Source organism: Streptomyces sp. B8-7 (assembly GCF_058833805.1).
Genome location: NZ_JBYRRL010000003.1, coordinates 709,713 through 735,202, shown reverse-complemented (window position 1 = coordinate 735,202; position 25,490 = coordinate 709,713). Strand labels below are relative to the sequence as shown.

The window sequence follows — 25,490 nt, the reverse complement described above, 5'->3', positions numbered from 1 at the left end:
ACAGGGACGCCGGGCCGTTCCCCCGCCACCGTGTCGAGGTGACGCCGGGCGCGGTCCGCCGGCCGGACCGGCTCGCCCCGGCCGGCGGCGCGAGCTGCTCGCCGCCCGCCGGACGTGGGCCCCGCCGCCCCGCCGGGCCGCGCACGGTACGTGCCCCGGGCGGCGGCAGCATGACCGCACGGCAGGTCCGCCCGGTCCGGCACCGGTACCCGTACGTCCCCGCCCGTACGTCCCCGCCCGTACCGTCGGCGAGGGCCCGTCCGTGAAGCCCGTTCCGGCCTGGCTCGGTGAGGTGGCAGCCGCGCGGTGGCGGACGCCCCGGGGCCGAGACGGCCCCCGGGCGCGGCGTGCGACTCCCGATGGCCCGGATCACCCCGGGACGCGGATCACCCGGCGATACGGATCATGGGAGACTCGCCCTCATGAGCGGCAAGGCTGATCCCCGGCCGACGGGGGAAGGGACCACGGGCACCACGGGTACCACGGGTTCCACGGGCAGCACAGGGACGGCGGGGGCGGCGGGGGCGGCGTCGAGGACGCGGCTGGACCGTGGGCGCGGCGCGCTCGGGCCCGCCTTGCAGCTCGTGCACACCGGGCGGGCGCCCACCCGTGCCGTCCTCACCGCGGAACTCGGCGTGACCCGTGCCACGGCCGGTGCGGTCGCCGCCGAACTGGAGGCGCTCGGGCTGATCAGGGTCGACGCCCGGCCCGCCGCCGCGGGTTCCCAGGGCCGTCCCTCGCACCGGCTGGAGGTCGCCGGGGACGGCCCGGTCGCGCTCGCCGCGCAGGTGCACTCGGACGGGTACCGGGCCGCGCTGGTCGGCCTCGGCGGGCGGATCGTCGCCACCGCGCCGGGATGCGAGACCGTCGACGCGGATCCGGCGAAGGTGATCGGCTCGGTCGTCGACGCGGGCGCCCGGCTGCTCCGGGAGACCGGACGGACCTGTGTGGGTGCGGGCCTCGCCGTGCCGGCGGCGGTCACCGAACCGGAGGGCCTGGCCCTCAACCCGCTGCACCTGGCCTGGCCGGCGGGTGCGCCGGTGCGGGAGACGTTCGCCGCGTGCGTCCGCGCGGCCGGGATCGGGGGTCCCGCCTTCGCCGCCAACGATGTCAACCTCGCCGCGCTGGCCGAGCACCGGCACGGAGCCGGGCGGGGTGCCCGGGACCTGCTGTGCGTGGCCACCGGACACCGCGGGGTCGGGGGCGCGCTGGTGCTGGACGGCCGGCTGCACACGGGCAGCGCCGGACTCGCGCTGGAGGTCGGCCACCTCACCGTCAGCCCCGAGGGCCGGCCCTGCTACTGCGGCGGCCGTGGCTGCCTGGACGTGGAGGCGGACCCGCTGGCCCTGCTCACCGCGGCCGGGAGGGTGCCGGGCCCGGAGGTGTCGCTGCTCCAGCAGGCCAACGACCTGCTCCGCCGGGAGTACGCGGACCCCGCGGTGCGGGCCGCGGCCGAGGCCCTCATCGACCGGCTGGGACTGGGCCTCGCGGGCCTGGTGAACATCCTCAACCCGGACCGGATCATCCTCGGCGGCCTGCACCGCACGCTGCTGGACGCCGACCCGGACCGGCTGCGGGCCGTGGTCGCCGACCGCTGCCTGTGGGGCCGCAGCGGCGGTGTGCCCATCCTGGCCTGCTCCCTCGACCACAACAGCCTGGTCGGCGCGGCGGAACTGGCCTGGCAGCCGGTGCTCGACGACCCGCTGGGCGCGCTGACCGCGACCTGACCCCCGGCGGCCGCCGCCGCGCCGACTCCCGCCGCGCCGACTCCCGCCGCGGCGGCTCTTCCTGGCGTCCTGTCAGGTTCCGGAGGCGGTCCGGCGCGGCCTGGCGACCAGCTCTCCACCGCAGTTGGGGCACACCCCGTCCATCGCGTCGGTGCACGGCACGCAGAACGTGCACTCGTAGGAACAGATCCGGGCGGCCGCGTCGACGGGCAGCTCGGCCGTCCCGCACCGCTCGCAGCGCTCGCGCATCTCCAGGGCCATGGCCCGCCTCCTCGCCTCCGACGTCCGGGTGCCGGCCTCATCCTGTCGTACTCCCCGCCCCGGACACACCCGCGGTACGCACACACCCGCGGCACGGGCGCCCCGGCGGGCGGGCGGCGTCGGCCTGCCGGGGCGGGCAGGGCCGCGCACCGCCGGGCAGGGCCTCAGGGTCCGTACGGAGGACGCCGGCATGCCGCGGACGACCGCGCCGGGAGGTCCGGCGGGTGCCCGGGGACCCCCTCACCGCCCGGTCAGCCGGCAACGGCGGACCGGGCGGGAGCGTGGTCGGGCCGCAGCGCGTCGGCCGTGACGGCCACGGGGGCGACCTCGGGGAGCACGGCCGGCTCGACGGCGGACCCGACGGCGGGGAGAGCGTGCACCGGCTCTCCGTCGGTCACGGGCAGCGGCGGACGCGCGGCCCGGCTCCTCGCCCCGGCGGTGGCGGGCATCGGCAGGCTGAACCAGACGACCTTGCCGTGCTCGCCGTCCGGGCGTGCCCCCCAGCTCTCGCTGACCGCGGCCACCATCGCGAGCCCGCGCCCGCAGGTCGCCAGCGGGTCGGCCGCCTCCATCTCCGGCAGACGGGGATCGTGGTCGTGCACCGACACCGTCAGGCGGTCGAGCAGCAGCTCGATCTCGACGGTGCACGTCTTGTCGGGCCGGGCATGCCGGTGGACGTTGCTGAGCAGCTCCGTCACACCGAGCGCCGCCCGGTCTATCAGTGGATCGAGGTGCCAGTAGCGCAACTGCGCAGAAAGGATTCTGCGGACCTGGCCGATCCGCGACGGCAGGGCTTGGAGCTCCACCGTGCAGTGTCTGCTTGGGTGACTGATCACGGCTGCGACTCCCCGACGTTGAAGGTCCGGAAGAACACGGAGTTCGGATCCAGCAGGAGTCCGAGTCGAGACGGCCGCCTGCTGTCGTTCCCGGCGGGCTGGTTCACAGCGTTGTCGCCGGTAGACCCAGAGTGACGTGAGACCAGAGTGGCGCAAGGGGTGCCGGGCCGCAACTCGCCGTGCGTCAGCGGTTACGCCCCGCAGCCTTCCGTACGGCCTCCAGGAAGCGGCCCGCGGCCGGGGGCCCCGGCTCGCCCGGCGCCGGATCGTGGTCGCCCAGCGTCAGCACGTACCGCTTTCCGGCCAGATCCGCCACGGCCCGGTCCCCGGACCCGAACCACGGCCTCGACGCCCGGACCGATGCCAGCGGCGCGCTGTCGATCTCACTGCCGTAGCTGGTCAGCAGCTCCAGCCTGCCGCCGCTGATCCGGACCCGACCGGCCCGGGTCAGTGAGCGCAGGCCCTTCCCGATGCGCACGCCCGTGGCCGTGAACTCCGGTTCCGCCATGCCGTCCTGCCCCTCGTCGCGCCGGCGTGACGCGTCCGAGGCCCCGGCCGGGCCTGCGGCGCCGCACGCCGTGATCCCCTGTCGACAGCACCGGGGACACCCCTCGGCTACCCCGCGCGGTGCAGTCTGCCCGCCCCCGGCGCCGTGCACCAGTGTGCGCGGCCGGCTCGCGCCGGGCGCGAGGAGCACTCGGCCGCATGCGCCCCGGACGGTGCGCCCCTGCGCGCCCAGCCCTGCTTTGGGCCGCTCAAAGATGCGTTTATGCAGGTGGGATGGGTGTGCGCAGCTGCTTATGATCGGAGTGAGGACCGCGCCGACCGCGGCCGGCGCGCAGCGTGAGGAGCCCCGCCGTGAGCACGATTCAGCAGACCCCGACCGGTGCGACCCTGGATGTCGACCGCACCGACCACGCCTACCGGGACTGGCTGAAAGAAGCCGTCCGCAAGGTGCAGGCCGACGCGAACCGCTCGGCCGACACCCATCTGCTGCGCTTCCCGCTGCCGGAGGCGTGGGGGATCGACCTCTACCTCAAGGACGAGTCGACCCACCCCACGGGCAGCCTGAAGCACCGGCTCGCCCGCTCGCTGTTCCTCTACGGCCTGTGCAACGGCTGGATCCGGCCCGGCCGCCCGGTCATCGAGGCGTCCAGCGGCTCCACCGCCGTCTCCGAGGCCTACTTCGCCAACCTGATCGGCGTGCCCTTCATCGCGGTCATGCCGCGCACGACCAGCGCCGAGAAGATCCGCCTGATCGAGTTCCACGGCGGCCGCTGCCACTTCGTGGACGACTCGCGCACCATGTACGAGGCCTCCGCCCGCCTCGCGGCGGAGACCGGCGGCCACTACATGGACCAGTTCACCTACGCAGAGCGGGCCACGGACTGGCGCGGCAACAACAACATCGCCGAGTCCGTCTTCCGTCAGCTGGAGCGCGAGCGGTACCCCGAGCCCGCCTGGATCGTCGCCACCGCCGGCACCGGCGGCACCTCCGCGACCATCGCCCGCTACGTCCACTACATGCAGCACGACACCCGTATCTGCGTGGCCGATCCGGACAACTCCTGCTTCTTCGAGGGCTGGACCACCGGCGACCCGGACGTCACCTGCGACCGCGGCTCGCGCATCGAGGGCATCGGCCGGCCGCGCATGGAACCGAGCTTCGTCCCCGGCGCCATCGACCGCATGATGAAGGTTCCCGACGCGGCGAGCGTGGCCGCCGTCCGCGCCCTGGAGCGGGTCATCGGCCGCAAGGCGGGCGGTTCGACGGGCACCGGGCTGTGGAGCGCCCTGAAGATCGTGGCCGAGATGGTCGCCGCGGGCCGCACGGGCAGCGTCGTCACCCTGCTGTGCGACCCGGGGGACCGCTACCTCGACAAGTACTACTCCGACGCCTGGCTCGCCGCCCAGGGGCTGGACATCACTCCCTACGCCGAGGCCATCGACAGCCTGCTGCAGACCGGGGTCTGGCCGGACTGACCGCTGCCGCGCGGAGGACACCCCGGGCGGACCGGCCGCCGCCCGGCGTGCCCGCCGCCGCTCAGCGCGCCAGCCGGCGGTCCAGCGCCGTCACCGCGCCCCGGAACGCCCGCGCCATGCCCGGCCGCGCGAGCCGCACCGCGAGCCGGAACGGCGCCGGCCCGTCGACCGCGAAGGTCCAGCACACACGGGTACCGGAGCCGGCCGGCGTGAGCCGCCACTCCTCGGCCAGCGCCCGCGCACCGGGCGCGTTGGTGGCGTCCGCCCGGTACACGTACGACTCGGGTCCCTCCGCGGTGAGGACGGTCTCCTCGAACCGGATGCCGCCCCACAGCCGCACCTCCCGCCCGGCCCCGTCCCGCAGCGGCCGGGCCCGCCGTACGGCACCGAACCACTCGCTCCAGCCGGGAACGTCCCCGGCGAGCGCGGCGAAGACCCGCTCGGGCGGCGCGGCGACGTTGCGCGCGAACACCAGCCGGACGGGCGCCTCCCGCACGAAACCGGCGTCCACCGGACGCAAGGGACGAGCCATGTGTACCCCCCGGGGCAGCGGACGACAGCGGTGGCGACGGAGCCCTCTCACGCTACCTGACCGTCCGTCAGGCGTCTTCCCCGTCGGCCGCGTCCGCCCGCCGAAGGCCCGCGACGCGCCGACAGCGCCGTGGAGGACGCCCCGCCGGCCGGCCCCGCACGCTCGCCGCCCCGCACGCTCGCCTCACCGCTCACCGCTCACCCGCCGGGGCCGCGGGGGCAGGCCGGGGGCGTCAGGCCCCCGCGCCCGGCCCGTCGTGGTGCGCCCCGTCGGTGTCGTCCTCGCCCGCCACGACCAGGCGGCCCAGCCGCTCCGCCACCTCCGCGCGAACTGCGTCGGGCAGCCCGGCGTCCGTGACGAGGGTGTCCACCTCGTCCAGCGTCGCGAAGGAACTCAGTCCCACCGTGCCCCACTTGGTGTGGTCCGCCAGCACCACCACCCGGCGTGCCGCCCGCACCAGGTGCCGGTTGGTCTCGGCCTCCGCGAGGTTGGGCGTCGACAGGCCCGCCTCGGCCGATATCCCGTGCACCCCCAGGAACAGCACGTCGAAGTGGAGGGCGGAAAGGGTCCGGTCGGCCACCGGACCCACCAGTGCGTCCGACGGCGTCCGCACCCCGCCGGTCAGCACCACGGTCGCCGCCCCCGGCACCCTGTCCGAGGCGCGCAGCGCCGCATGGAAGACGTCCGCCACCGGCACCGAGTTCGTCACGACCGTCAACTCCGGTACGTCCACCAGCTGCTGTGCCAGCGCGTACGTCGTCGTACCGCCCGACAGGGCGATGGCGCTTCCCGGCGCGACCAACCGGGCGGCGGCGCGGGCGATGTCCTGCTTGGCCGTGGGCTCCAGGCTCGACTTCGCCTCGAACCCGGGCTCGTGCGTACTCGCCTCCGGTACCGGGACCGCGCCGCCGTGGACCTTCTCCAGGACACCCTGGCGGGCCAGCGCGTCCAGGTCCCGACGGACCGTCATGTCCGACACGCCGAGCCTGCGGGTCAGCTCGTTGACCCGGACCCCGCCCCGCCGGCGGACCTCGTCGAGGATCAGGGTGCGCCGCTGCTCCGCGAGGAGGTTCTGGTTCTCGCCCACGTCCGCTCCGGTCCCTTCCGCCGTCACCGTCACCACCACCGCCGGCCGTCCGCCCGCACCCGCTCCGAGGCGGTGTCCGCCCGAGGCGCGGGCGTCCCATCCTCGCACGGGCCGGTCCGGACCGCGTCCACCGGACGAGCCCGTGCCTCACCGGACGAGCCCGTGCCCCGCCGTCCGCCCGCCCCGCCGTCCGCCCCGTCGGCCGTCCGCCCCGCCGTCCGCCCCGCCGGCCGCCCGCCCCGCCTGCCGCCCGCCCCGCCGGCGGCCGCACTCCGCCGCACGGTCCGCGGCGGCGCCGGGCTCCGGCACCGGACGCGGTACGGCGCCCCGGAGCCGGGCCCGGCACCCGTCGGCCGGCGGGCACACATCACGTGAGCCTCACGGTCCCGCCACGGATCGGGGAGATTCGGTGACCATACGTGTACGCGGAACGCCCCACGGCGATCCTGATGAGCGCACCAGCCGACAGCCGACGCAGCGTCACGGGGGAAGTGCGACACAGTGGAACGCGCACACGAACACGCCGAGCACTCCCCTTGCGGCGGGCCGGCCGGCGGCCGCCCACCCGTGGCCGCGGACTCCGCGGCCGCCCTGGAACTCCTCGTCCACGGCGTCGGCGGCAGCTCCCCGGAGAAGATGCTGGGGGACCCGCGCACGGTGCGGGTGACCGGCGACGACACCGCGGCCGTCTTCCGCCGCGCCGCCGACGCCGGGACCGGGCCCCCCGCAGGCCCGGCCGCCACCGGCCGGCCCGTCCCCGAGGCGTACGTCTGGTGCAACCTCACCTCCGGCAACGGCAGCCGTGCGCTGTGGCTGCTCCTGCTGCCCTTCATGGTGGTCAACCTCGCGCACTGGATGCGCCCCGGGGCCGCCGGCCGCCCCCGCACCGTGCGCCTGTACGGGGTGCTGGTACGGCTCGCCGGCCTGACCCTGACGGTGCTGCTCGTGGCGAGCGCCTGCGAGGTCGCCCTGGACCTGGCGGCCTGGCAGTGCGCGGGGGCCCCGGCGTGCGTCCGGCGCAACTCCTGGCTCGCCCCGGTGGCGCCCGACGGCTCCGGCCACGGCTGGTGGAGCGGTCCCGGCCGCCGGCTCGCTCTGGCCGCCGTGGTGCCCGCCGCCCTCACCGCCCTGCTCTGGTACCTGTCCCACCGCACCTGGAACGCCTACGAGTCGCAGCGGCCCCTGCCTCGCCCGGCGGCAGCCGCCGACAGCTCCGGTGGCACCGCGCTGGGCCGGCCCGGGTTCTGGTACGGCCGCCGCCTGGTGGCGCGGCTGCGCGCCGCGCACACGGCCGCCGCCCTGCTGACCGCCGCGGCCGCACTGACCGCGGCCGCGTCGGGGTACGACCGCGCGCCGGGCGGTCCGGCCCTCCTGGACCTGCTGGGCCGGCTGCTGGCGGCGGGGCTCCTCGCCGGGGGCGCTGTGGTGGTGTGGGTGGTGTGCGTCCGCGGGCGCAGCGAGCACCGCCTGGACCGCAGGCTCGATCGGCGGCTCGTGCCGCTGCTGCCGCTGGCCGCGCTCGCGGCACTGCTCCTCGCCATGGTCTACGCCGGGTGGGAGCGGCCGGGCTGGCACGCGGCGGGGCCGCTGCCCGGTGACGCCGTGTTCGGCGGCATCGCTCTGGCCCAGGGGGCGCTGGCGGTCGCTCTCGCGGTCGTCGCCGGGGTGCTCCACCGCGCCCTGCCCGACCCGCGGGCCGTACTGCACGGCCTCGGCGGACCGGCCGTCACCCTGCTGGCGTGCGCGTTGGGCGGGGTGATGACGGGCGGTCTGTCCCAGCGGGTCGCCGACTGGCTGGACGGCACCCGGGGTGCCATCCCCGGCCCGCCGGTGATGCTGACGTGGCAGGCCTCGGTGATTCCCCCGCTGCTCGCCGTCCTGCTGGCGGTGGCGGCCGTTCTCGTGCGGCGCACCCTGCGGCTGGCCCGCGCCGGGCGGCCGGCGGTCGAGCGCGACTACCCGCGGGAACCGCGTGCGCCGGAGCGGACCCGGCTGATCGCGCGGGCCCGTGCGATGGCCACGCTCACCGACCTCGCGCCGGCCGTGGTCGCGGTCACCGCCGTCACCACGCTGCTGCTGGGGGCGGGTGCGCTCGCCGGGGCCTGGCTCAGCGACCGCACCCCGGGCGAGGCCACCGAGGGCGCGCACCCCCTGGTGCGGGGTGCCGCCGAGGTCGCGCAGGCGCTCGGCTCCTGGTTGATCGGGCTCGGTTTCATCCTGTTCGTCACCTGGGGGAGGCGCGCCTACAAGGATGCCTCCGCCCGCCGCACGATCGGCATCCTGTGGGACGTCGGGACGTTCTGGCCGCGTGCGGCGCACCCCTTCGCGCCGCCCTGCTACGCCGAGCGGGCCGTGCCCGACCTGACCTGGCGGATGTCGACGTGGACCCGGGCCACGGGCGGGCAGCTGGTGATCTCCGGCCACTCCCAGGGCAGTGTCCTGGCGGCTGCCGCGGTGTGGCAGCTGCCGCCCGGCGACCGGGCCCGGGTCGCCCTGCTGACCTACGGTTCCCCGCTGGAGCGCCTCTACGGCCGCTGGTTCCCCGCCCACTTCGGGCCCGCCGCGCTGGGTGAACTGCACCGGGAGGTGGACTGCTGGCGCAATCTGTACCGCACGACCGACCCGATCGGCGGGCCCATCGGTCTGCCCGGCGACCTCGGGGCGCAGGTGGACCGCCCGGCCCTGAAGGATCCCCTCGCGCACGGCCGTACCGACCGCCATCCGCTGCCGGCGCCCGTGCTCGGGCACTCCGACTACCAGGCCGACCCGGCGTTCGCCGAGGAGCGCGAGCGGCTGCTGGCCCGGCTCCGGCCCGGTGTTCCGGGACCGCGCCCCACGCCGGGCGCGGCGGCGTCCGGCGAGACCGCGGCCGCGGGAGAGGAGGACGGGGCCCGGCCGGGCGGACCGCGGGCTCAGGACGCCTGAGGCAGGTCCCGTGCGAACAGCAGCGTCAGGTCGTCGGTGCTGGGCTCGGTCACCTGCGCGACCCGGCCGGCGTGGCGCTCCACCATCGCCTCGAAGGTCTGCCGCGCGGTGCGCCCGTTGCCGAACGCCGGTCCCTTGGGCAGCGCGGAGAAGTACGCGAGCAGTGCGTCGGTGGTGCCGGGACCCAGCCGGTACTCGTGCTCCTCGGCCTGCTGTTCCACGATCCGCAGGAGTTCCCCGGGCCCGTAGTCGGGGAAGGTGATGGTGCGGGAGAAGCGGGAGGCGACGCCCGGGTTGACGGACAGGAAGTGCTCCATCTCGGCGGTGTAGCCGGCGACGATGACGACGACCGCGTCGCGGTGGTCCTCCATGAGTTTCACCAGGGTGTCGATGGCTTCCTTGCCGAAGTCGCGGCCCGCGTCCTGCGGTGACAGTGCGTACGCCTCGTCGATGAACAGCACGCCGCCGCGGGCCCGTTCGAACGCTTCCTGGGTGCGGATCGCGGTGGAGCCGATGTGTTCGCCGACCAGGTCGACGCGGGAGACCTCCACCAGGTGGCCCTTCTCCAGCACGCCGAGGGAGGCGAGGATCTCGCCGTAGAGGCGGGCGACGGTGGTCTTGCCGGTGCCGGGGGAGCCGGTGAAGACGAGGTGCCGCTTGACGGAGGCGGCCTTCAGTCCGGCCTGCTGCCGCCGGCGGCCCACCTCGATCATGTCGGTGAGGGCCCGCACCTCGCGTTTGACGCTGTCCAGGCCCACCAGGGCGTCCAGTTCACCGAGCACGGCCTCGGAGCTGCGTCCGGTCTCGGCTCCGGCGGCGGGGCCGCCGGTGCGGTCGGCGGGGCCGCCGGGCGGGCGCTGCCCCGCGGCGGTGAGCTGGCCGGGGACCGCGGTGAGCAGGCCGGTGGTCTGCGCCGCGGGCTGCGGGGCGGGGGCCGGGGCGGCGGGCTGACGCAGCCCCATGCTCTCGTCGCTGGTGCAGTTCTCGACGACCGGGCCGGTGCCGGCCGCGCCGTCGGGGCCGCCGTCGGCGAACTCGTAGCCGCCGCGCGCGCATCGCTCCGTGCGGCAGGCGCGCAGTGTGGTGCGGCAGCCGTCGATCACGTGGAAGCCGTAGCCGCCGCTGCCCGTCACGCGGCAGCCGAGGAAGCTGCCGCGGCCGCCCGCGGACACGTAGAACCCCGCCTCGGCGGGGGAGTCGACCGTGCAGCGTTCGACGGTGGGGTCGGCCCCCTTGGTGACGATCACCCCGGTCTGGGTGCCGGACAGGGTGCAGTTGGCGAGGGTGCCGCCGCTTCCGTGGTCGCGGAACCAGGCGCCGGTGGCGGCGTCCCGGATGCGGCAGTCGTCCAGTTGGGCGGTGGCGCCGTCGCTGACGGACACCGCCGTGTTGCGGACCTGCGTCAGGTCGGTGTCGACGACGTCGGCGCGGGAGCCCCGGTCGAGGACGAACAGCGCGTCCGGCACGTCGTGCACCCGGCAGGAGTCGAGGACGGCGGTCGCGCCGTCGCTCACCCACACCGCGGGGTAGTCGCCGGTGCTGTCGAAGATCTCGCACTGGTTGGCGTCGACCCGGGTGCCCGGGTCCCACACCGACAGGCCGTTGCGTCCGAACTGCCGCACGGTGGTGCGGGTCAGCGTCAGTACGGAGCGGGACCGCAGGTCGATCGCGTTCTCGGGGATGTCGTGCAGGCGGCAGTCGGCCAGGGTGAGCGCGGCGTCGGTGTCCAGCGTGACGCCGTCGCCGGTGGTGCGGTGCACATCGCAGTCGACGAGGTTCCCGGTGGCGTGGCCGGTGATCTGCACACCGCTGCCCCGCACCTCGTACACCTCGCAGCCCACCGCCTCCAGCGAGGAGTTCTCGCCGGTCGCGGTGAGGCCGGTGCCGCCGGAGTGGTGCACCCGGCAGCGGTCGAGCCGTGGGCGGCCGCCGCCGCGCACCGCGACGCCCGCCTGTCCGGCCGAGACCACCTCGCACTCCTCGAACACGCCGCCCGCGTCGTCGAGGACGGCGATGCCGATGCCGGCCGGGTTGTCGACGGTGCAGCGCCGCAGGGTGGGGCGCGCGCCGCCGCGGACCTCGATCCCGGCCGCGGACCGGGTGACGATGCGCAGATCGGAGATCTCCGGGGTGCCGTCCTCCACCAGCAGTGCGGGCGCGGCCGTGTCCTGGCCCTCCACATACAGGTCCCGGACCACGGCGGAGGCGCGCACGGTCAGCGGCACGCCGTCCGAAGGGGCGATGCGCACCGAGCCGGGGGCGCCCTCCGGGCCGCGCAGGGTCACCGCCCGCTGGACGACGAGGTTCTCCCGGTAGGTGCCGGGGGCGACGGTGAGGACGTCACCGTCGGCCGCGGCCTCCAGGGCGGCGGCGAGCGAGGCGTACTCACCTGTGCGGCGCCGCCACCGCGAAGTGCCGGTGTGCGTCACCTGGACCGTGCCCTGTGCCATGGCGTTGTCGTGCCCCCACCTCGTCGTACGGACGGTTCGCTCGCGCGGGTTGCTGCCGAAGGGGTTCGGCCGGTCAACCGTAGCGTGCGGGGAGGCGATGGGTTGACCGGAGCCGGAAGGCGGTCGAAGACCGTCAGCGGCCGGTGCCGGTCCCGCCCGGGTCCGGTCCTGCCCGGTCGCTCTCGCGGGTACCGCCCGCGGAGCGTCCGCCGGACGACGAGGGGGCGGACCGTCCGGACGAGCGCCGCGGCGACGGCGCCGGTGCCCGCGGACACGGCGTGTGCGGTGGCGCCGGCGGCGCACGCCGGGTGGGGGGCCCGCCCACCCGGCGTGCGCCGGGCGGGGCGGCGCGGCGCCCGGACGGGGGGCCTCACACAGCTCTCACGAGCCGTCGACGGGCGGGCGTCCCGCCGCGGTTCGCGCGTGCCGGCCCCGGAACACCGGGGAGCCTTCTCACGCGTGGCCGCGTCCCTTTCCCGTGCTGCGGCCGGAACGGTTCGGCGGCTCCGCGGCATCCATCGGGCCGGGCGGAGTCCGCTGCGGTCGGCAGCGCCCCGAACCGCTGCGCGGGGAAGCGCCCGCCCGGCCACGACGGATCTGCGGCCGACCGGCGTCGTGCCGCGGAGCGTCCGGCGGGACGCTCAGCCGAGGATCCGGACCGGGTCTCCCACCCGGACCGTGCCACCGGTCAGCGGCACCAGGTTCTGGCCGAAGACCACGGAGCCCGCGATCCGGCGGTGGCGGGCGAGGGTGTGCAGGGGCTCCCTGCCGCGGACGCCCCGGTCCTGGTCGGTGGTGGTCACCACGCACCGCCCGCACTTCTTCGCCACGCGGAAGGTGACCTCGCCGACGGCGAGGCGCGTCCAGTCGTCCTCCGCCCAGGGCCCGGTGCCGCGGACGACGAGGTTCGGCCGGAACCGGTTCATGGGGAGGGGGCCCTCGGCGGCGTGCGGGCCCTGCGCGATCAGCGAGTTGAGGGAGTCGAGCGAGGACTGCGTGGTCAGGAGCAGCGGGAAGCCGTCCGCGAAGGACACGGTCTCGCCCGGCAGGGCGTGACCGGGGGCGAGGGGGCGGCGGGTGGCCGGGTCGTCCATGTGGACGAGCTGCGTCGGGGCGCCGACGTACGTGCTGCACCACTCGTGTGCGCTCCGGCCGGCGGGCACGCCCTCGACCTTGGTGCCGTGGAGGTCGAGCGTGACGAGGTCCGCGGGCTCGGGCACCGGGACCGTCAGCGGCTCGAGGCCGGGGCCGGACAGCACGACGCCGCCGTCGGGAAGGAGCCCGGCGGCGGCCCGTGCGAGGCGCGGCTGCTGGCGTTGGGTGACGACCTTTCCCCCGTCGTCCATCAGCACCCAGCGCCGGTCTCCGGCCAGCCCCCAGGGCTCCACGACGGCCTCGCGGGGTGCGTGACCCCGCAACGCCTTGACCGGATGGACGTGTACCGACTGCAGCTCCGCGATCCCCATGGGGTCATCGTGCCATCGTGCGGCGACGACCCGGGAGGATCTCAGTAGCCGCGGTACTGCTGGCTGCCGTAGGGGTCCTGGTACGGCGCGGGGGCCGGACGCGGAGCGGCCGGGCGCATCGTCTCGTAGCCGGCGGCCCCCGACATCGGCGGGCGCGGCGGCTGCGGGCCGGGATACCCGCGCGGGGCGGACGCCTGCTGCGGGATGTACCCCGTGGGCGCCGCCTGGTGCAGCGGGGCGGGCTGCTGCGGTGCCTGGGGGTAGCCGTAGGCGGGCTGGGACGGCGCCGCCGGGAGGGCGGGCAGCGCCGACGGCAGCGCGGGCAGGCCGCCGCCCGGCATGTCGTACGCGGCGGGGACCCGGATCGGGGCGATCTGCGGGGTGCCCCGCTCGGCGACGAGCGAGTCGTAGATCGGGGTGTCCGGGAAGGAGGCGGAGTAGTAGCCGCCGCCATAGGTGGAGCGGGGGGAGGTCATGGCACATAAGTTAAGCCCACGATGTGCTGGTTGGGGAGACCGGTAAGAGGGTCGATTTCCGTGTCTGCGGAGACCTCAGATCCTCAATGCGAGTGAATTCGGAGAAAAAGGGGCGCACTACCCCCGTTGGATCGTGTAAAGGCTCAGTTTCCCGATGGTTACCGGCGGTTGGACACATCGTGCCGCAGTGTTCCGGACGGGTGCAGAGCGGGCGCCGGGCCGGGGCCCGGACGGCGGTGCTCACAGGGCGCGGCGGTGGGCATAGGTTGGGGCGGACAGAGAAACGGACACGGCAACGGATGAGGACCGCCGGGCGGGACCCGGCGCGTCCACCTGATGGGGGCGGACATGTCAATGCCGAAGGGATCGAACGTCCCGGTGCCCACGACGGCCCTGCGGGTCGAGCTGGGCTGGCGCTCCGGACCGGGGGTGCCCGACGCCGACGCCTCGGCGCTGCTGCTGGTGGGCGGGAAGGTGCGCACGGACGGGGACTTCGTCTTCTACAACCAGCCGGCCCATTCCTCCGGTGCCGTGCGGCACGAGGGCAAGCGCAGCGCCGGCGGGCAGGTCGTCGACACCCTCCTCGTGGACCTCGCGCGCGTGGAACCCGCGGTGGAGACGGTGGTGCTGGCCGCGTCCGCGGACGGAGGCACCTTCGGACAGCTGCCCGGCCTGTACGTGGAGGTGTCCGACACGGCCGGCGGCACGGTCGCCGCCCGCTTCGACAGCACCGGCGCGACCGTGGAGACCGCGTTCGTGCTCGGCGAGTTCTACCGCCGCCAGGGCGCCTGGAAGTTCCGTGCCGTGGGCCAGGGCTACGACCGGGGCCTGGAGGGCCTCGCGACGGACTTCGGCATCACCGTGGACGAGCCCCAGCACGCGCCCGCGGCCCCGCAGCCCGCGGCGCCGCCCACGGTCCCCGCCCCGCCGGCCGCTCCCGCGCCCCCGCCGCCCGCCGCGCCCGGCACGGCCGCGTGGCCGGCGGGCGGGTACGGCACACCCGCGCCGCCTCCCCCGGCGGCGCCGCCCGCCACTCCGGTGAGCCTGTCCAAGGTCACGCTCACCAAGGCGGCCCCCTCGGTGTCGCTGACCAAGCAGGGCGGCACCTCCGGTGCGATGCGGGTGAACCTCAACTGGCAGATGCGCAGGCAGTTCTCGGGCTGGGCGAGCAAGCTGGGCCGCCCGGCCGCCATGCACAACGACCTGGACCTCGACCTGTGCGCCCTCTACGAGCTCGCCGACGGCAGCAAGGGCGTCGTCCAGGCCCTCGGCAACGCCTTCGGCTCGCTGCACCGGCCGCCCTTCATCCACCTCGACGGCGACGACCGCACCGGAGCGGTGTCCACCGGTGAGAACCTCACCATCAACCTCGACCACAAGCACGTGTTCCGGCGCATCCTCGTCTTCGTCACCGTCTACGAGGGCGCCCGCTCCTTCGCCGACCTGCACGCCACGGTCACCCTGCAACCGCAGCACGGCGCCCCGATCGAGTTCTCACTGGACGAGTGCACGGTCCCCTCGACCGTGTGCGCGCTGGCCCTGATCACCGGCAGCGGCGACGACCTGATCGTCCGGCGGGAGGCCCGCTACCTCGTGCCCGACCGCGGCGTGAGCCCGCAGCGGACCGTCGACCACGCCTACGGCTGGGGCATGAACTGGACCCCCGGCCGCAAGTGAGGACACCACAGAGGTGACGAGGGGCGGCGCCCCGGCGCGGTGACGACGGGCCGCCGCCCCGGGCGGGGGTACGGGGCGGCGGCCCGGGCGGGGGTATGGGGGCGGCGGCCCGGGCCGCCCCGCGGCCCGCGGGAGAGGTCAGCCCTCGTCGCCGACCGCGTCCGGCCGGGCGTAGGTACGGCCCTTCCAGGCCGCGCCCCGCCCCCGGCGGTGCTGCACCGCCGAGTCGAGCGTCATCAGCAGGTACAGCAGCGCGGTGAACGGCAGCAGCGGGGCCTGCCACAGCGGCCGGCCGTAGTAGCGGAGCATCGGCACGTACGTCGCGGCCATCACCAGCCACGCCGCGCCGCCGAGCGCCGCCGTCGCCGTACCGCCCGTCGCCGCGCCCACCGCCAGCGCCACCGGCGGCACCAGGTACACCAGAGCCAGCCCGGCGACCGTGCCGGCCAGCAGCAGCGGGCTGTGCCGCAGCTGGGAGTACGCGCTCCGCGACACCATCCGCCACAGGTCGGCCAGCCGCGGGTAGGGCCGTACGCTGTCGGCCCGTTCGGCCAGCCCCAGCCAGATGTGGCCGCCGCCGCGCTTCACCGCACGCGCCAGCGCCACGTCGTCGATCACCGCGTGCCGGATCGCGTCCGGGATCCCGGCCCGCTCCGCGGCCTCGGTGCGCAGCAGTACGCAGCCGCCCGCGGCGGCCGCCGTCCGCGCGCCCCGCCGGCCGATCAGGCGGAAGGGGTAGAGCTGGGCGAAGAAGTAGACGAACGCGGGAACCACCAGCCCCTCCCAGCCGCTCGCCACCCGCAGCCGCGCCATCTGCGACACGGCGTCGAATCCCCCGGTGTCCGCGGCCGCCACCAGGGTGCGCAGACTGTCCGGGGCGTGCGCGATGTCGGCGTCCGTGAGCAGCAGGTACCCCGGTTCCCGCGCCCGGGCCAGTCCGATGCCGTGACGCACCGCCCACAGTTTGCCGGTCCAGCCCGCGGGCGGCTCGCCCGGCACGGCCACGGTGAGCGGCAGCCCTCCGTGGCGCCCCGCCAGCTCACGCGCCAGCCTCCCGGTCCCGTCCGTGCTGCCGTCGTCGACCAGGAACACCTCCGCGCGCCCGGGATAGTCCTGGGCGAGGAGCGAGGGCAGGCTGTGCGGCAGGACGGCCGCCTCGTCCCGGGCCGGCACGACCACGCACACCGACGGCCAGACCCCGGGGTCCCGGCGCGGCGGCAGCCGTACGTCGGTGCGCCAGAAGAACCCCCGGCACAGCAGCAGCCACAGCCACGCGGCGAGTGATCCGGCGGAGATCCACACGAAGGCGCTCACCCGCGCAGTCTGCCCCACGCGCCCGGCCCGCGGGCCGCCATCGACTATCGTGACCGGGTGAAGATCGCGCTCATGGACTCCGGAATCGGCCTGCTGGCGGCGGCCGCCGCGGTACGGCGCCTGCGCCCCGACGCCGATCTCGTCCTCTCCCTCGACCCCGACGGCATGCCGTGGGGGCCGCGCACGCCCGGGGATCTCACCCGGCGCGCGCTGGCCGTCGCGGAGGCCGCCGCCGCGCACCGCCCGGACGCCCTGATCGTCGGCTGCAACACCGCCACCGTGCATGCCCTGCCCGCCCTGCGCGCCCGCCTGGAGCCGCTGCTGCCGGTCGTCGGCACCGTACCGGCGATCAAGCCGGCCGCGGCCGGCGGCGGCCCGGTCGCGATCTGGGCCACGCCGGCCACCACCGGCAGCGACTACCAGCGGGGGCTCATCCGCGACCATGCCGACGGCGTCACCGTCGTCGAGGTGCCCTGCTGGGGACTGGCCGAGGCGGTCGAACACGCCGACGGGGCGGCCGTCGCCGCCGCCGTCGCCGCGGCCGCCGCGCTGACCCCGGCGGAGGTGACGACCGTCGTCCTGGGCTGCACCCACTACGAACTCGTCGCCGACCGCATCCGGGCCGCCGTACAGCGCCCCGGACGGCCGCCGCTCGCGCTGCACGGCTCCGCCGGAGCGGTCGCGGCCCAGGCTCTGCGCCGTATCGGGGAGAGCACGGCCCCCGAGGCCCCCGCGTCCGGCACGCTCACCGTGCTGCTGAGCGGACGCGAGGGCGCCCTGCCGGCACCCGCTCTCGCCTACGAGGAGGGCCGGCTGCTTCCGGTCCCCCGCCCGGCGGCCGACCTGCGCTGAGCGCTCCGCCGGCAGCGCCCGGCGGGACGCCGGAGAGCGCCGCGGAGGACGCCGCCCGGGCGCGGCGCCCGTCGCGGCCTGCCGCAGAGTTCCCCGCGCCCCTCGGGGCGCCGCCGGTTCGCGGCCTCGGCGCGAGCGGGCTTCGCCCGGACCGAGCGGAAGGTGCGCCGCCCCGCCGGCCGCGGCACCGGCGGCCGGACCGGGCGCGTCGAGGGCCGCGGACGTGCGGGGTGGCGGGCCGCGGGTGACCGGTGGCGGTGGCCCGGCGGCGCGGCCGGTGGCCGCGGCCGACGGGAACGGGGCGCGGGGCGGGCCCGGCAGGCGCGGTCCCCCGCGCCCGGAGGCTCGGCCCCGCCCGTCCGGAGCAGCGGCGGCCCCTGAGCCGGTACCGGCGGTACGGATCCTGAGTAGTCTCGAAGCATGAGGGAGTCCGCCGCACGCGACGTGTCGTCACACCCCGATGTCTGGACCGGCCGGGCCACCAACCGGTTCCAGTGGCTCCTCGCGCTGATCGGCGCGGCCTGTGTGGCGCTCGGCATCGAGCTGGCCGTGGACGCCCCGTGGACCTCCGGTACCGCCCCGCTCGTGATGGCCGTCGTCGGCTGCATCGCGGGCGGCCTGCTGGTGCTCTTCGGCACGCTCGCCTTCGTGCATGTCGCGCTGAAGGTCGACAAGGAGGCGCTGGAGGTGCGCTGCGGGCACATAGGGCTGCCGCGCCGCCGCATCCCCCTGTCGCACGTGGCCGGAGCGGACTTCGCCCCGCTCGTCACGCCGCGCCACTGGGGCGGCTGGGGCTACCGCTGGCGGCCGGAGAAGGGCACGGCCGTGGTCGTCCGCCGCGGCGAGGGCGTGGTGCTGCGGATGTGGGACGGCCACACCTTCACCATCACCGTGGACGATGCCGAGGTGGCCGTGGACGTCATCCGGGACCGCCTGCGCCGGAGCACGACGGGCGCCACGCGCTGAGCAACGCCGCGTGCCGGGCGGCGCCGCCCGCTGAGCGCCGCCCGCTGAGCGCCGCCCGCTGAGCGCCGCCCGCTGAGCGCCGCCCCGCTCGGGAGCTGTCCGCGGCGGGGACACGGCCCGTGGATCACCGTCGGCCGCGCCGCGTCCCAGTTCGCGTCACCGCTCGCCTCGCCGCCCGCCCCACCCCGGTCGCGCTCACCGCCCGATCCCTCACCGCCGGCGGAGCGGGCAGCGGCCGGCTGTGCTCGGGCCCGCGGACCGGCGCCGGCTTCCCCGGTCCGCCGGGGCTTCGGATTCGCCGGGTTCCCGAGTCCTCGGTTTCCCGGGTTTCCCGGGTTTCCCGGGCTTCTCGGGCTTCTCGGGCTCTCCCGGGTCCCCTGCTCCTCAGCCGTCGGCGGTGGCCGCCCCGGCGGGCGGGCGGCCGGTCAGCGGCCGGGCCGTGGCCAGACCCGCCAGCAAGCCCGCGCCGGCCGACACGGCGGTGAAGCTGAGCGCGTTGCCGACCGCCGCGACGACGGCGACCGCGGTGAGGGCCGCGCCCGCGGTGAGCGCGACCGGGGTGGGGCGGGCGGTGCGCCACAGCGCGTACAGCATCCAGACGAAGGCGGCCGCGAGCAGAAGCAGACCGACCGCGCCCTGCTCGGCCAGCTGCTGCAACGGAGCCGAGTGCGGCTTGCCGTCGGGCAGCGGTGCGCCCGCTGCCACCGGGCTCAGCTCGCCGAACCGTCCCGGGCCCACACCCAGCAGGGGATCCTCGCCGGCCAGGTGCAGCGCGTCGTGCCACAGGCCGATGCGCCGGGCGGTGAGCCGGCTCTCCAGCGTCACGGCGAGACCGTCCGGCAGGGCCCGGCCCGCGATCGCCCAGAGGGCTGCGGCGGACAGCGCCGCCGCCAGCCCGAGCGCGACGAGGCCCGGCCCGCGGCTGCGCGCCCCGCCCGCGGCCAGCGAGCACAGCAGCACCACCGCGCACAGCACGGCTCCCGCGGTCGAGCCCAGTACGGCGGCGGCCACGGCGATCGCGGCGGCCAGCACGCGCAGCAGCAGACGGGCGGCCGGGCCGGTGGCGGCCCACGCGGCGCAGCAGGCGGCGCCCGCGCAGAGCACCAGGAGGGCGGCGGTGGCACCCGCATGCCCGAGCGGTCCGCCGGGCTGCGGGCCGGGCAGGAGATAGGGCCGGGCGGCCGCGAGGGCCAGACCCGCCAGCGCGGCCGCGCAGGGCGTCGCCACCGGCAGCAGCGCACCGCAGATCCGTCCGGCGGAGTGCCCCGCGGCGACCGCCAGCACGGCGAGCAGCACACCCTCCGGGCGCCCGCCGTGCACGCTCGCCGAGATCAGCGACCAGGCGGCAGCGGCGCCCAGCACCACCACCCCCGCGGCGTCCGACACCGGGCGCCTGTCGCCGTAGGCCTCCGCACCGGCCGCGGCCGCGGTTCCCGTCGACCCCACCTGTCCCCCCGTACCTGGCCGCCCCCGACCTTCCCGCGCGCCCCGGTCCCTCGCGGACCGGTCGCACGGCTCCGGCACACCGTAACGCCGAACCGTCGAATTCGACCCCACCTGTCCCACCGCACCCGGGTTGCCCCGGCCTGCCCCGGCGTGGTGCGCCGCGCCTGCCTCGTGCGTCTCCCGGTCACCGTAGCCGCACCGTGGCCGGATGCCGTCGATCGCGGGCGATGGGTGCAGAAACGTTGCTTCGGGGTGGGTGTCCGGGGTGGCGCAGGTGAGCGGGGGAGCGCTGTCGGCCCGGACGCCACCCGCCGTACACTCCGGGAGTGACCGTCACCGCAACCTCCGTGGGCCAGTCCGGCCAGGTTCCGCCGCAGGACGGGGCCGCCTCGCGCGGCGCGTGGCTGCGGCGTCTGGCGCCGCCCGCCGCAGCGGCGCTCTGCGGAGTGCTGCTCTACGTCAGCTTCCCGCCGCGCACCCTGTGGTGGCTGGCCCTGCCCGCGTTCGCCGGGCTCGGCCGGGTGCTGCGCGGGCGCGGCACCGGAGCGGCCCTCGGCCTCGGCTACCTCTTCGGCCTGGGCTTCCTGCTGCCGCTGCTGGTGTGGACGGGCGTGGAGGTGGGGCCCGGTCCCTGGCTGGCCCTGGTGGCGATCGAGGCGCTCTTCACGGCGCTGGTGGGCGCGGGCGTCGCCGCCGTGTCCCGGCTGCCCGGCTGGCCGCTGTGGGCGGCCGCGGTGTGGACCGCCGGGGAGGCGGCACGTGCGCGGGTGCCCTTCCACGGGTTCCCCTGGGGCAAGGTCGCCTTCGGCCAGGCCGACGGGGTCTTTCTCCCGTTGGCCGCCGTCGGCGGCACGCCCGTGCTCGGTTTCGCGGTCGTCCTGTGCGGCTTCGGTCTGTACGAGGCCGCAAGGCTGCTCCGGGAACGGCGGCGCACGGGCGTGTGGCGGCGGGGCGCCGCGGCCGTGGCGCTGCTCGGTGTCGCCGCACCCGTCGCAGGGGCGCTGGCCGCCCGCTCCCTGGTCAGCGACGAGGCGGAGGACGGCACCCTCGCCGTCGCCGTCGTCCAGGGCAACGTCCCGCGTGCCGGACTGGACTTCAACGCCCAGCGCCGGGCCGTGCTCGACCACCATGTGCGGGAGACCGAGCGGCTGGCCGCCGAGGTCGACGCGGGCCGCGTCCCGCGCCCCGACGTGGTGCTGTGGCCGGAGAACTCCTCCGACATCGACCCCTTCGCCAACTACGACGCGCGCGCCGTCATCGACCGGGCGGCCCGCGCCGTCGGGGCCCCGATCTCGGTCGGCGCGGTGGTGGAACGCGACGGCCTGCTGCTCAACGAGCAGATCCTGTGGGACCCGGACAAGGGTCCGGTCGCCACCTACGACAAGCGGCAGATCCAGCCCTTCGGCGAGTACCTCCCGCTGCGCGGCCTGGTCGGCGCGGTCAACGACACCTGGACCGGCATGGTCCGCCAGGACTTCAGCCGTGGTGACCGGCCCGGCGTGTTCACCGTCGCGGGCGCCCGGATCGGCCTGGCCACCTGCTACGAGGCCGCCTTCGACTGGGCGGTGCGCGACACCGTCACCGGCGGCGCCCAGCTGATCTCGGTGCCCAGCAACAACGCGACGTTCGGCCGCAGCGAGATGACCTACCAGCAGCTCGCCATGTCCCGGATCCGGGCCGTGGAGCACAGCCGCACCGTCACCGTCCCGGTCACCAGCGGCGTCAGTGCGATCATCCTGCCCGACGGCACCGTCACCCGGCGCACCGGCATGTTCGTGGCCGGCTCCCTGGTCGAGGAGGTGCCGCTGCGGTCCTCGCAGACGCCGGCGACCCGGCTCGGCGTCCTGCCGGAGGCCGCGCTGGTGCTGGTCGCGGCGGGCGGCCTGGGCTGGGCGATCGGCTCGGGGATCCGCGGACGGCGTACCGGCGGCGCGTAGCCGCACCTCCCTCGAACCCCCGTGCGGGCCCGGGCCGGACCGGCCCGGGGCGTCTCGGCTACGGTCGACCTATGCCAACGCCTGACTTCATCCGCACGATCAGGGCCTCCGCGGGCCGGCAGCTGCTGTGGCTGCCCGGTGTCAGCGCGGTCGTGTTCGACGACGACGGCCGTGTGCTGCTCGGACAGCGCGCCGACAACCTGAGGTGGTGCGTGATCTCCGGGATCCCCGACCCCGGGGAGCAGCCCGCGCAGTGCGCGGTACGGGAGGTCCTGGAGGAGACCGGGGTGCGCTGCGTCGTCGAGCGGATCGTGGCCGTCCGGTCCGGCCGGGAGGTGGCCTACCCCAACGGGGACCGGTGCCAGTTCATGGACGTCACCGTGCGCTGCCGGGCGGTCGGCGGCGAGGCGGTCGTCGGCGACGACGAGTCGGTGGCGGTGGGCTGGTTCGCGGTGGACGCGCTGCCCGCGATGACCGCGTCCCAGATCTTCAAGATCAAACAGGCGATGTCCGACGAACCCACATGGTTCGAGCCTATGACGTCCGAGTGAAGTGTGGTGTCTGACCATATGGGGTGGTGCTGCGGCGCTGCCTAGGGTCGGGCCATGACCGAGCGCACCCCGCCCTCTGCGGTCCCCGGCCCGTCCGCCCCCGCACTCGACCTCGGCGGCCGCACCGCCCTGGTGACCGGCGCCGCCGGCGGCATCGGCCGCGCCTGCGCACTGCGCCTGGCGGGCGCCGGAGCCAAGGTCAGAGCCGTCGACCGGGACGACGACGGCCTGTGCTCGCTCGCCGAGGCGGCCGCGGGCCTGCCCGGCGCCCTCGAACCCCGCCTGCTGGACCTCACCGACCTCGACACCGCCGAACTCTCCGCGGCCGGCAGCGACATCCTGGTCAACAACGCCGGGCTGCAGCTCGTCCGGCCGCTGGAGGAGTTCCCGCCCGACGTCTTCCGCACCGTGCTCACCGTGATGCTGGAGGCGCCCTTCCGGCTCATCCGCGGCGCCCTGCCCCACATGTACGGCCAGGGCTGGGGCCGCATCGTGAACATCTCCTCCGTCCACGGCCTGCGCGCCTCCGCCTTCAAGTCCGCCTACGTCGCCGCCAAACACGGTCTGGAGGGCCTGTCGAAGACCGCCGCCCTCGAAGGCGCCCCGTACGGCGTCACCTCCAACTGCGTCAACCCGGGCTACGTCCGCACCCCCCTGGTCGAGCGGCAGCTCGCCGACCAGGCGCAGGCGCACGGCATTCCCGAGGAGCGCGTCCTGGCGGAGGTGCTGCTCCAGGACACCGCCGTGAAGCGTCTGATCGAACCGGCGGAGGTCGCCGAGGCCGTCGCCTACCTCTGCGGTCCCGCCGCCTCCTTCGTCACCGGCACCTCCCTCGTCCTCGACGGCGGATGGACCGCGCACTGAGCAGCGGCGCAGGCCGGGCGCCGGGAGTTTTCCACAGGGCTGCCGGGGAGCGCCGGTGATGGGTGATGCTGTGGGTATGTCCCGCGACCACGTGCAGTCCGCCGAACATCCGGCCGAGCACCCCGTCGGCACCGGAGCCGACGGGGCGGCCGACGGCGCCGTCCCCGCGCGTGACGGGACGGGGGCCGGCGCCCTGGACGGCCGAGGCGCCGAGGAGCCCTTCCTCGAACTGCTCGCGCGGGGCGCGCCCGCCGACGCCTACGAGCAGCCGGTGCAGGCCGCCCGCGCCGCGGGGCTGCCCGCCGCGCGGGTCGCGGCGCTCGACCGGGCCAAGCTGCTCGCCCTGCGCGTGCGGTCGGAGCTGGAGGGGCGCCGCCGCCGGGAGGCGGAGCTGTCGGCCCTGTTCGAGACCGCGCACGACCTCGCGGGTCTGAGGGACCTCGACGCGGTCCTCCGGGCGATCGTCCAGCGGGCCCGCTCCCTGCTCGGCACCGATGTCGCGTACCTCAGCCTGAACGACCCCGTGCGCGGCGACACGTACATGCGCGTCACCGAGGGCTCGGTCGCCGCCCGCTTCCAGCAGCTGCGCCTCGGCATGGGCGAGGGCCTGGGCGGACTCGTCGCCCAGACGGCCCGGCCCTACGTCACCGACGACTACTTCCAGGACGACCGCTTCCAGCACACCGCCGGCATCGACGCGGGCGTCCGCGACGAGGGCCTGGTGGCGATCCTCGGCGTGCCCCTGACCCTGGGGCACCACGTCATCGGCGTGCTGTTCGCCGCCGACCGGCGCGCCCGCGTCTTCGAGCGGGAGCAGATCGCGCTGCTCGGCTCGTTCGCCGCCCTCGCCGCGGCCGCCATCGACACCGCCAACCTGCTCACCGAGACCCGCTCCGCCCTCGCCGGCCTGGAGCGGGCCAACGCGATCATCCGGGACCGCAGCGGCGTCATCGAGCGGGCCTCCGACGTCCACGACCGCCTCGCCGAACTGGTGCTGCGCGGCGGCGGGGTGCACGACGTGGCCGCCGCCGTGTCCGAGGTGCTGGAGGGCACCGTCGAGTTCACCGAGGCCGCCGCCGTGCCCGCCCGCGCACTGGAGGCCTCCCGCGCCGACGGCCATGCCGTCCGGCACGACGACGACTGGATCGCCGCGGTCGCCGCCGGCGGAGAACTGCTCGGGGCGCTGGTGCTGCGCGGCCACCCCGGCCTCGACCCGGTCGACCAGCGCACCCTGGAGCGGGCCGCGATGGTCACCTCGCTGCTGCTGCTCGCCCGCCGCTCCGCCGCCGAGGCCGAGCATCGGGTCCGGGGCGAGCTGCTCGACGACCTGCTCGACGCCCGCGACCGCGACCCGCGCCTGCTGCGCGAACGCGCCCGGCGGCTGGGCGCCGATCTGGACGCGGTCCATGTCGTGCTGGCCGCCCGCCTGGACGGCGACACGGCCGATGCCGAGCAGGAGGCCGACGCCCGAAGACGCCTGTGGGCCGCGGCCTCCCACCTCGCCGCCACCCGGCAGGGCCTGGCCGCCGCCCGCGACGGCGGCACCGTCCTGCTGCTGCCGCTCGCCCCCGGCGACACGGCCACCGGGCTGGCCCGGCGTACCGCGGGGCAGCTCGGCACAGCCGTCCACGAGACCGTCACGGTGGGCGCCTCCGCGCCCGTCGAGCGGCTCAGCGCACGGCCGGACGCGGTCGCCGCCGCCTACGCGGAGGGCCGCCGCTGCCAGGACGCGCTGCGTCTGCTGGGCCGCAGCGGTGACGGCGCGGCCGCCCAGGACTTCGGCTTCCTCGGCCTGCTGCTGGCAGGGGACCGCGACATCGCCGGCTTCGTCGGCCGCACCATCGGCGAGGTCGTCGCCTACGACGCGCGCCGCGGCACCGACCTCGTCCGCACCCTCGACGCCTACTTCGCCTGCGGTATGAGCCCCGTGCGCACCAAGGACGACCTGCACGTCCATGTGAACACGGTCGCTCAGCGGCTGGAGCGGGTGAGCCGCCTGCTGGGCGACGACTGGCAGAGCCCGGCCCGCGCCCTGGAGATCCAGCTGGCGCTGCGCCTGCACCGGCTGGCGTCCCCCGCACCGCGCTGACCCCCCGTGCGCGACGGGCGCACGGGGGGGCGGTGCGGTTCCCGGTGCGGG

At 76.2% G+C, this 25,490-nt stretch carries 20 protein-coding genes; 10 read left to right on the top strand and 10 right to left on the bottom strand.

Annotated elements, in window-relative coordinates:
* Nucleotides 1-422: 422 nt before the first annotated feature.
* Entirely contained in the window at nucleotides 423-1,727 is a 1,305-nt protein-coding gene (locus AC5K6T_RS18370; protein WP_493210352.1) for an ROK family protein, read from the top strand.
* 72 nt (nucleotides 1,728-1,799) lie between these two features.
* Here AC5K6T_RS18370 and AC5K6T_RS18365 read toward each other — a convergent pair whose 3' ends face one another.
* The 3 genes from AC5K6T_RS18365 to AC5K6T_RS18355 all read right to left on the bottom strand — a co-directional run bounded on the left by AC5K6T_RS18365 (nucleotide 1,800) and on the right by AC5K6T_RS18355 (nucleotide 3,332).
* Nucleotides 1,800-1,988: a DUF1272 domain-containing protein gene (locus tag AC5K6T_RS18365; protein WP_493210350.1), complete on the bottom strand. Its 189-nt coding sequence runs from the start codon at nucleotides 1,986-1,988 to the stop codon at nucleotides 1,800-1,802.
* Nucleotides 1,989-2,239: 251 nt separating this feature from the next.
* The gene (locus AC5K6T_RS18360; RefSeq protein WP_493210348.1) at nucleotides 2,240-2,824 is read right to left on the bottom strand and encodes an ATP-binding protein; all 585 of its coding nucleotides are present in this window, start codon (nucleotides 2,822-2,824) and stop codon (nucleotides 2,240-2,242) included.
* A 184-nt stretch (nucleotides 2,825-3,008) separates the two neighbouring features.
* A complete protein-coding gene (locus AC5K6T_RS18355; RefSeq protein WP_493210346.1) occupies nucleotides 3,009-3,332 on the bottom strand; it encodes a hypothetical protein in 324 nt (107 codons plus the stop codon).
* 350 nt (nucleotides 3,333-3,682) lie between these two features.
* Between AC5K6T_RS18355 and cds1 the strand changes: the two genes are divergently transcribed.
* Entirely contained in the window at nucleotides 3,683-4,807 is a 1,125-nt protein-coding gene (gene cds1, locus AC5K6T_RS18350; protein ID WP_493210344.1) for an L-cysteine desulfhydrase Cds1, read from the top strand.
* Nucleotides 4,808-4,868: 61 nt separating this feature from the next.
* On the opposite strand, the gene AC5K6T_RS18345 is transcribed toward cds1, so the two are convergent.
* Nucleotides 4,869-5,339, bottom strand: coding sequence for an SRPBCC family protein (locus AC5K6T_RS18345; protein WP_493210343.1), 471 nt, complete (start codon nucleotides 5,337-5,339; stop codon nucleotides 4,869-4,871).
* Between the two features lie 232 nt (nucleotides 5,340-5,571).
* Nucleotides 5,572-6,426: a DeoR/GlpR family DNA-binding transcription regulator gene (locus AC5K6T_RS18340; protein ID WP_493210341.1), complete on the bottom strand. Its 855-nt coding sequence runs from the start codon at nucleotides 6,424-6,426 to the stop codon at nucleotides 5,572-5,574.
* A 501-nt stretch (nucleotides 6,427-6,927) separates the two neighbouring features.
* On the opposite strand from AC5K6T_RS18340, the gene AC5K6T_RS18335 reads away from it, so the two are divergent.
* Nucleotides 6,928-9,351 (top strand): hypothetical protein, encoded by a 2,424-nt coding sequence (locus tag AC5K6T_RS18335; RefSeq protein ID WP_493210339.1) that lies wholly within the window; start codon nucleotides 6,928-6,930, stop codon nucleotides 9,349-9,351.
* Here the strand turns inward: AC5K6T_RS18335 and AC5K6T_RS18330 are convergent.
* From AC5K6T_RS18330 to AC5K6T_RS18320, 3 genes are all read right to left on the bottom strand, one after another.
* Nucleotides 9,339-11,801 carry a right-handed parallel beta-helix repeat-containing protein gene (locus tag AC5K6T_RS18330; protein ID WP_493210337.1) on the bottom strand — a complete coding sequence of 821 codons (2,463 nt, stop codon included), beginning with the start codon at nucleotides 11,799-11,801 and terminating at the stop codon, nucleotides 9,339-9,341. The genes AC5K6T_RS18335 and AC5K6T_RS18330 overlap by 13 nt on opposite strands.
* Before the next feature lie 641 nt (nucleotides 11,802-12,442).
* Nucleotides 12,443-13,267, bottom strand: coding sequence for an MOSC domain-containing protein (locus AC5K6T_RS18325; RefSeq protein WP_493210336.1), 825 nt, complete (start codon nucleotides 13,265-13,267; stop codon nucleotides 12,443-12,445).
* A gap of 41 nt (nucleotides 13,268-13,308) precedes the next feature.
* Complete coding sequence (locus tag AC5K6T_RS18320) at nucleotides 13,309-13,743, bottom strand: DUF6643 family protein (protein WP_493210335.1); 435 nt, start codon at nucleotides 13,741-13,743, stop codon at nucleotides 13,309-13,311.
* Nucleotides 13,744-14,097: 354 nt separating this feature from the next.
* Between AC5K6T_RS18320 and AC5K6T_RS18315 the strand changes: the two genes are divergently transcribed.
* Complete coding sequence (locus tag AC5K6T_RS18315) at nucleotides 14,098-15,420, top strand: TerD family protein (protein WP_493210843.1); 1,323 nt, start codon at nucleotides 14,098-14,100, stop codon at nucleotides 15,418-15,420.
* Between the two features lie 138 nt (nucleotides 15,421-15,558).
* Here the strand turns inward: AC5K6T_RS18315 and AC5K6T_RS18310 are convergent, their stop codons facing one another.
* Nucleotides 15,559-16,752, bottom strand: coding sequence for a glycosyltransferase (locus tag AC5K6T_RS18310; RefSeq protein WP_493210334.1), 1,194 nt, complete (start codon nucleotides 16,750-16,752; stop codon nucleotides 15,559-15,561).
* A 39-nt stretch (nucleotides 16,753-16,791) separates the two neighbouring features.
* Here AC5K6T_RS18310 and AC5K6T_RS18305 point away from each other — a divergent pair, with 39 nt between their 5' ends.
* Both AC5K6T_RS18305 and AC5K6T_RS18300 read left to right on the top strand, forming a co-directional pair.
* Complete coding sequence (locus tag AC5K6T_RS18305) at nucleotides 16,792-17,586, top strand: glutamate racemase (protein WP_493210332.1); 795 nt, start codon at nucleotides 16,792-16,794, stop codon at nucleotides 17,584-17,586.
* A 420-nt stretch (nucleotides 17,587-18,006) separates the two neighbouring features.
* A complete protein-coding gene (locus tag AC5K6T_RS18300; protein WP_493210330.1) occupies nucleotides 18,007-18,552 on the top strand; it encodes a hypothetical protein in 546 nt (181 codons plus the stop codon).
* A 384-nt stretch (nucleotides 18,553-18,936) separates the two neighbouring features.
* Here the strand turns inward: AC5K6T_RS18300 and AC5K6T_RS18295 are convergent, their stop codons facing one another.
* A complete protein-coding gene (locus AC5K6T_RS18295) occupies nucleotides 18,937-19,998 on the bottom strand; it encodes an O-antigen ligase family protein (RefSeq protein ID WP_493210328.1) in 1,062 nt (353 codons plus the stop codon).
* 326 nt (nucleotides 19,999-20,324) lie between these two features.
* Between AC5K6T_RS18295 and lnt the strand changes: the two genes are divergently transcribed.
* The 4 genes from lnt (at nucleotide 20,325) to AC5K6T_RS18275 (ending at nucleotide 25,439) form a co-directional block, all read left to right on the top strand.
* Nucleotides 20,325-21,935, top strand: a complete 1,611-nt coding sequence (gene lnt / locus AC5K6T_RS18290; protein WP_493210326.1) for an apolipoprotein N-acyltransferase — start codon at nucleotides 20,325-20,327, stop codon at nucleotides 21,933-21,935.
* Between the two features lie 71 nt (nucleotides 21,936-22,006).
* Nucleotides 22,007-22,486 (top strand): NUDIX hydrolase, encoded by a 480-nt coding sequence (locus AC5K6T_RS18285; protein ID WP_493210324.1) that lies wholly within the window; start codon nucleotides 22,007-22,009, stop codon nucleotides 22,484-22,486.
* A gap of 54 nt (nucleotides 22,487-22,540) precedes the next feature.
* Nucleotides 22,541-23,350: a 3-hydroxybutyrate dehydrogenase gene (locus AC5K6T_RS18280; protein ID WP_493210323.1), complete on the top strand. Its 810-nt coding sequence runs from the start codon at nucleotides 22,541-22,543 to the stop codon at nucleotides 23,348-23,350.
* A gap of 76 nt (nucleotides 23,351-23,426) precedes the next feature.
* The gene (locus AC5K6T_RS18275) at nucleotides 23,427-25,439 is read left to right on the top strand and encodes a helix-turn-helix domain-containing protein (protein ID WP_493210322.1); all 2,013 of its coding nucleotides are present in this window, start codon (nucleotides 23,427-23,429) and stop codon (nucleotides 25,437-25,439) included.
* Nucleotides 25,440-25,490: the final 51 nt, after the last annotated feature.

Coding starts and splice junctions, on each gene's coding strand:
- AC5K6T_RS18370 (WP_493210352.1), top strand. CDS start 423: ATGAGCGGCAAGGCTGATCCCCGGCCGACGGGGGAAGGGACCACGGGC.
- AC5K6T_RS18365 (WP_493210350.1), bottom strand. CDS start 1,988: ATGGCCCTGGAGATGCGCGAGCGCTGCGAGCGGTGCGGGACGGCCGAG.
- AC5K6T_RS18355 (WP_493210346.1), bottom strand. CDS start 3,332: ATGGCGGAACCGGAGTTCACGGCCACGGGCGTGCGCATCGGGAAGGGC.
- AC5K6T_RS18345 (WP_493210343.1), bottom strand. CDS start 5,339: ATGGCTCGTCCCTTGCGTCCGGTGGACGCCGGTTTCGTGCGGGAGGCG.
- AC5K6T_RS18330 (WP_493210337.1), bottom strand. CDS start 11,801: ATGGCACAGGGCACGGTCCAGGTGACGCACACCGGCACTTCGCGGTGG.
- AC5K6T_RS18325 (WP_493210336.1), bottom strand. CDS start 13,267: ATGGGGATCGCGGAGCTGCAGTCGGTACACGTCCATCCGGTCAAGGCG.
- AC5K6T_RS18320 (WP_493210335.1), bottom strand. CDS start 13,743: ATGACCTCCCCCCGCTCCACCTATGGCGGCGGCTACTACTCCGCCTCC.
- AC5K6T_RS18315 (WP_493210843.1), top strand. CDS start 14,098: ATGCCGAAGGGATCGAACGTCCCGGTGCCCACGACGGCCCTGCGGGTC.
- AC5K6T_RS18300 (WP_493210330.1), top strand. CDS start 18,007: ATGAGGGAGTCCGCCGCACGCGACGTGTCGTCACACCCCGATGTCTGG.
- AC5K6T_RS18285 (WP_493210324.1), top strand. CDS start 22,007: ATGCCAACGCCTGACTTCATCCGCACGATCAGGGCCTCCGCGGGCCGG.
- AC5K6T_RS18280 (WP_493210323.1), top strand. CDS start 22,541: ATGACCGAGCGCACCCCGCCCTCTGCGGTCCCCGGCCCGTCCGCCCCC.
- AC5K6T_RS18275 (WP_493210322.1), top strand. CDS start 23,427: ATGTCCCGCGACCACGTGCAGTCCGCCGAACATCCGGCCGAGCACCCC.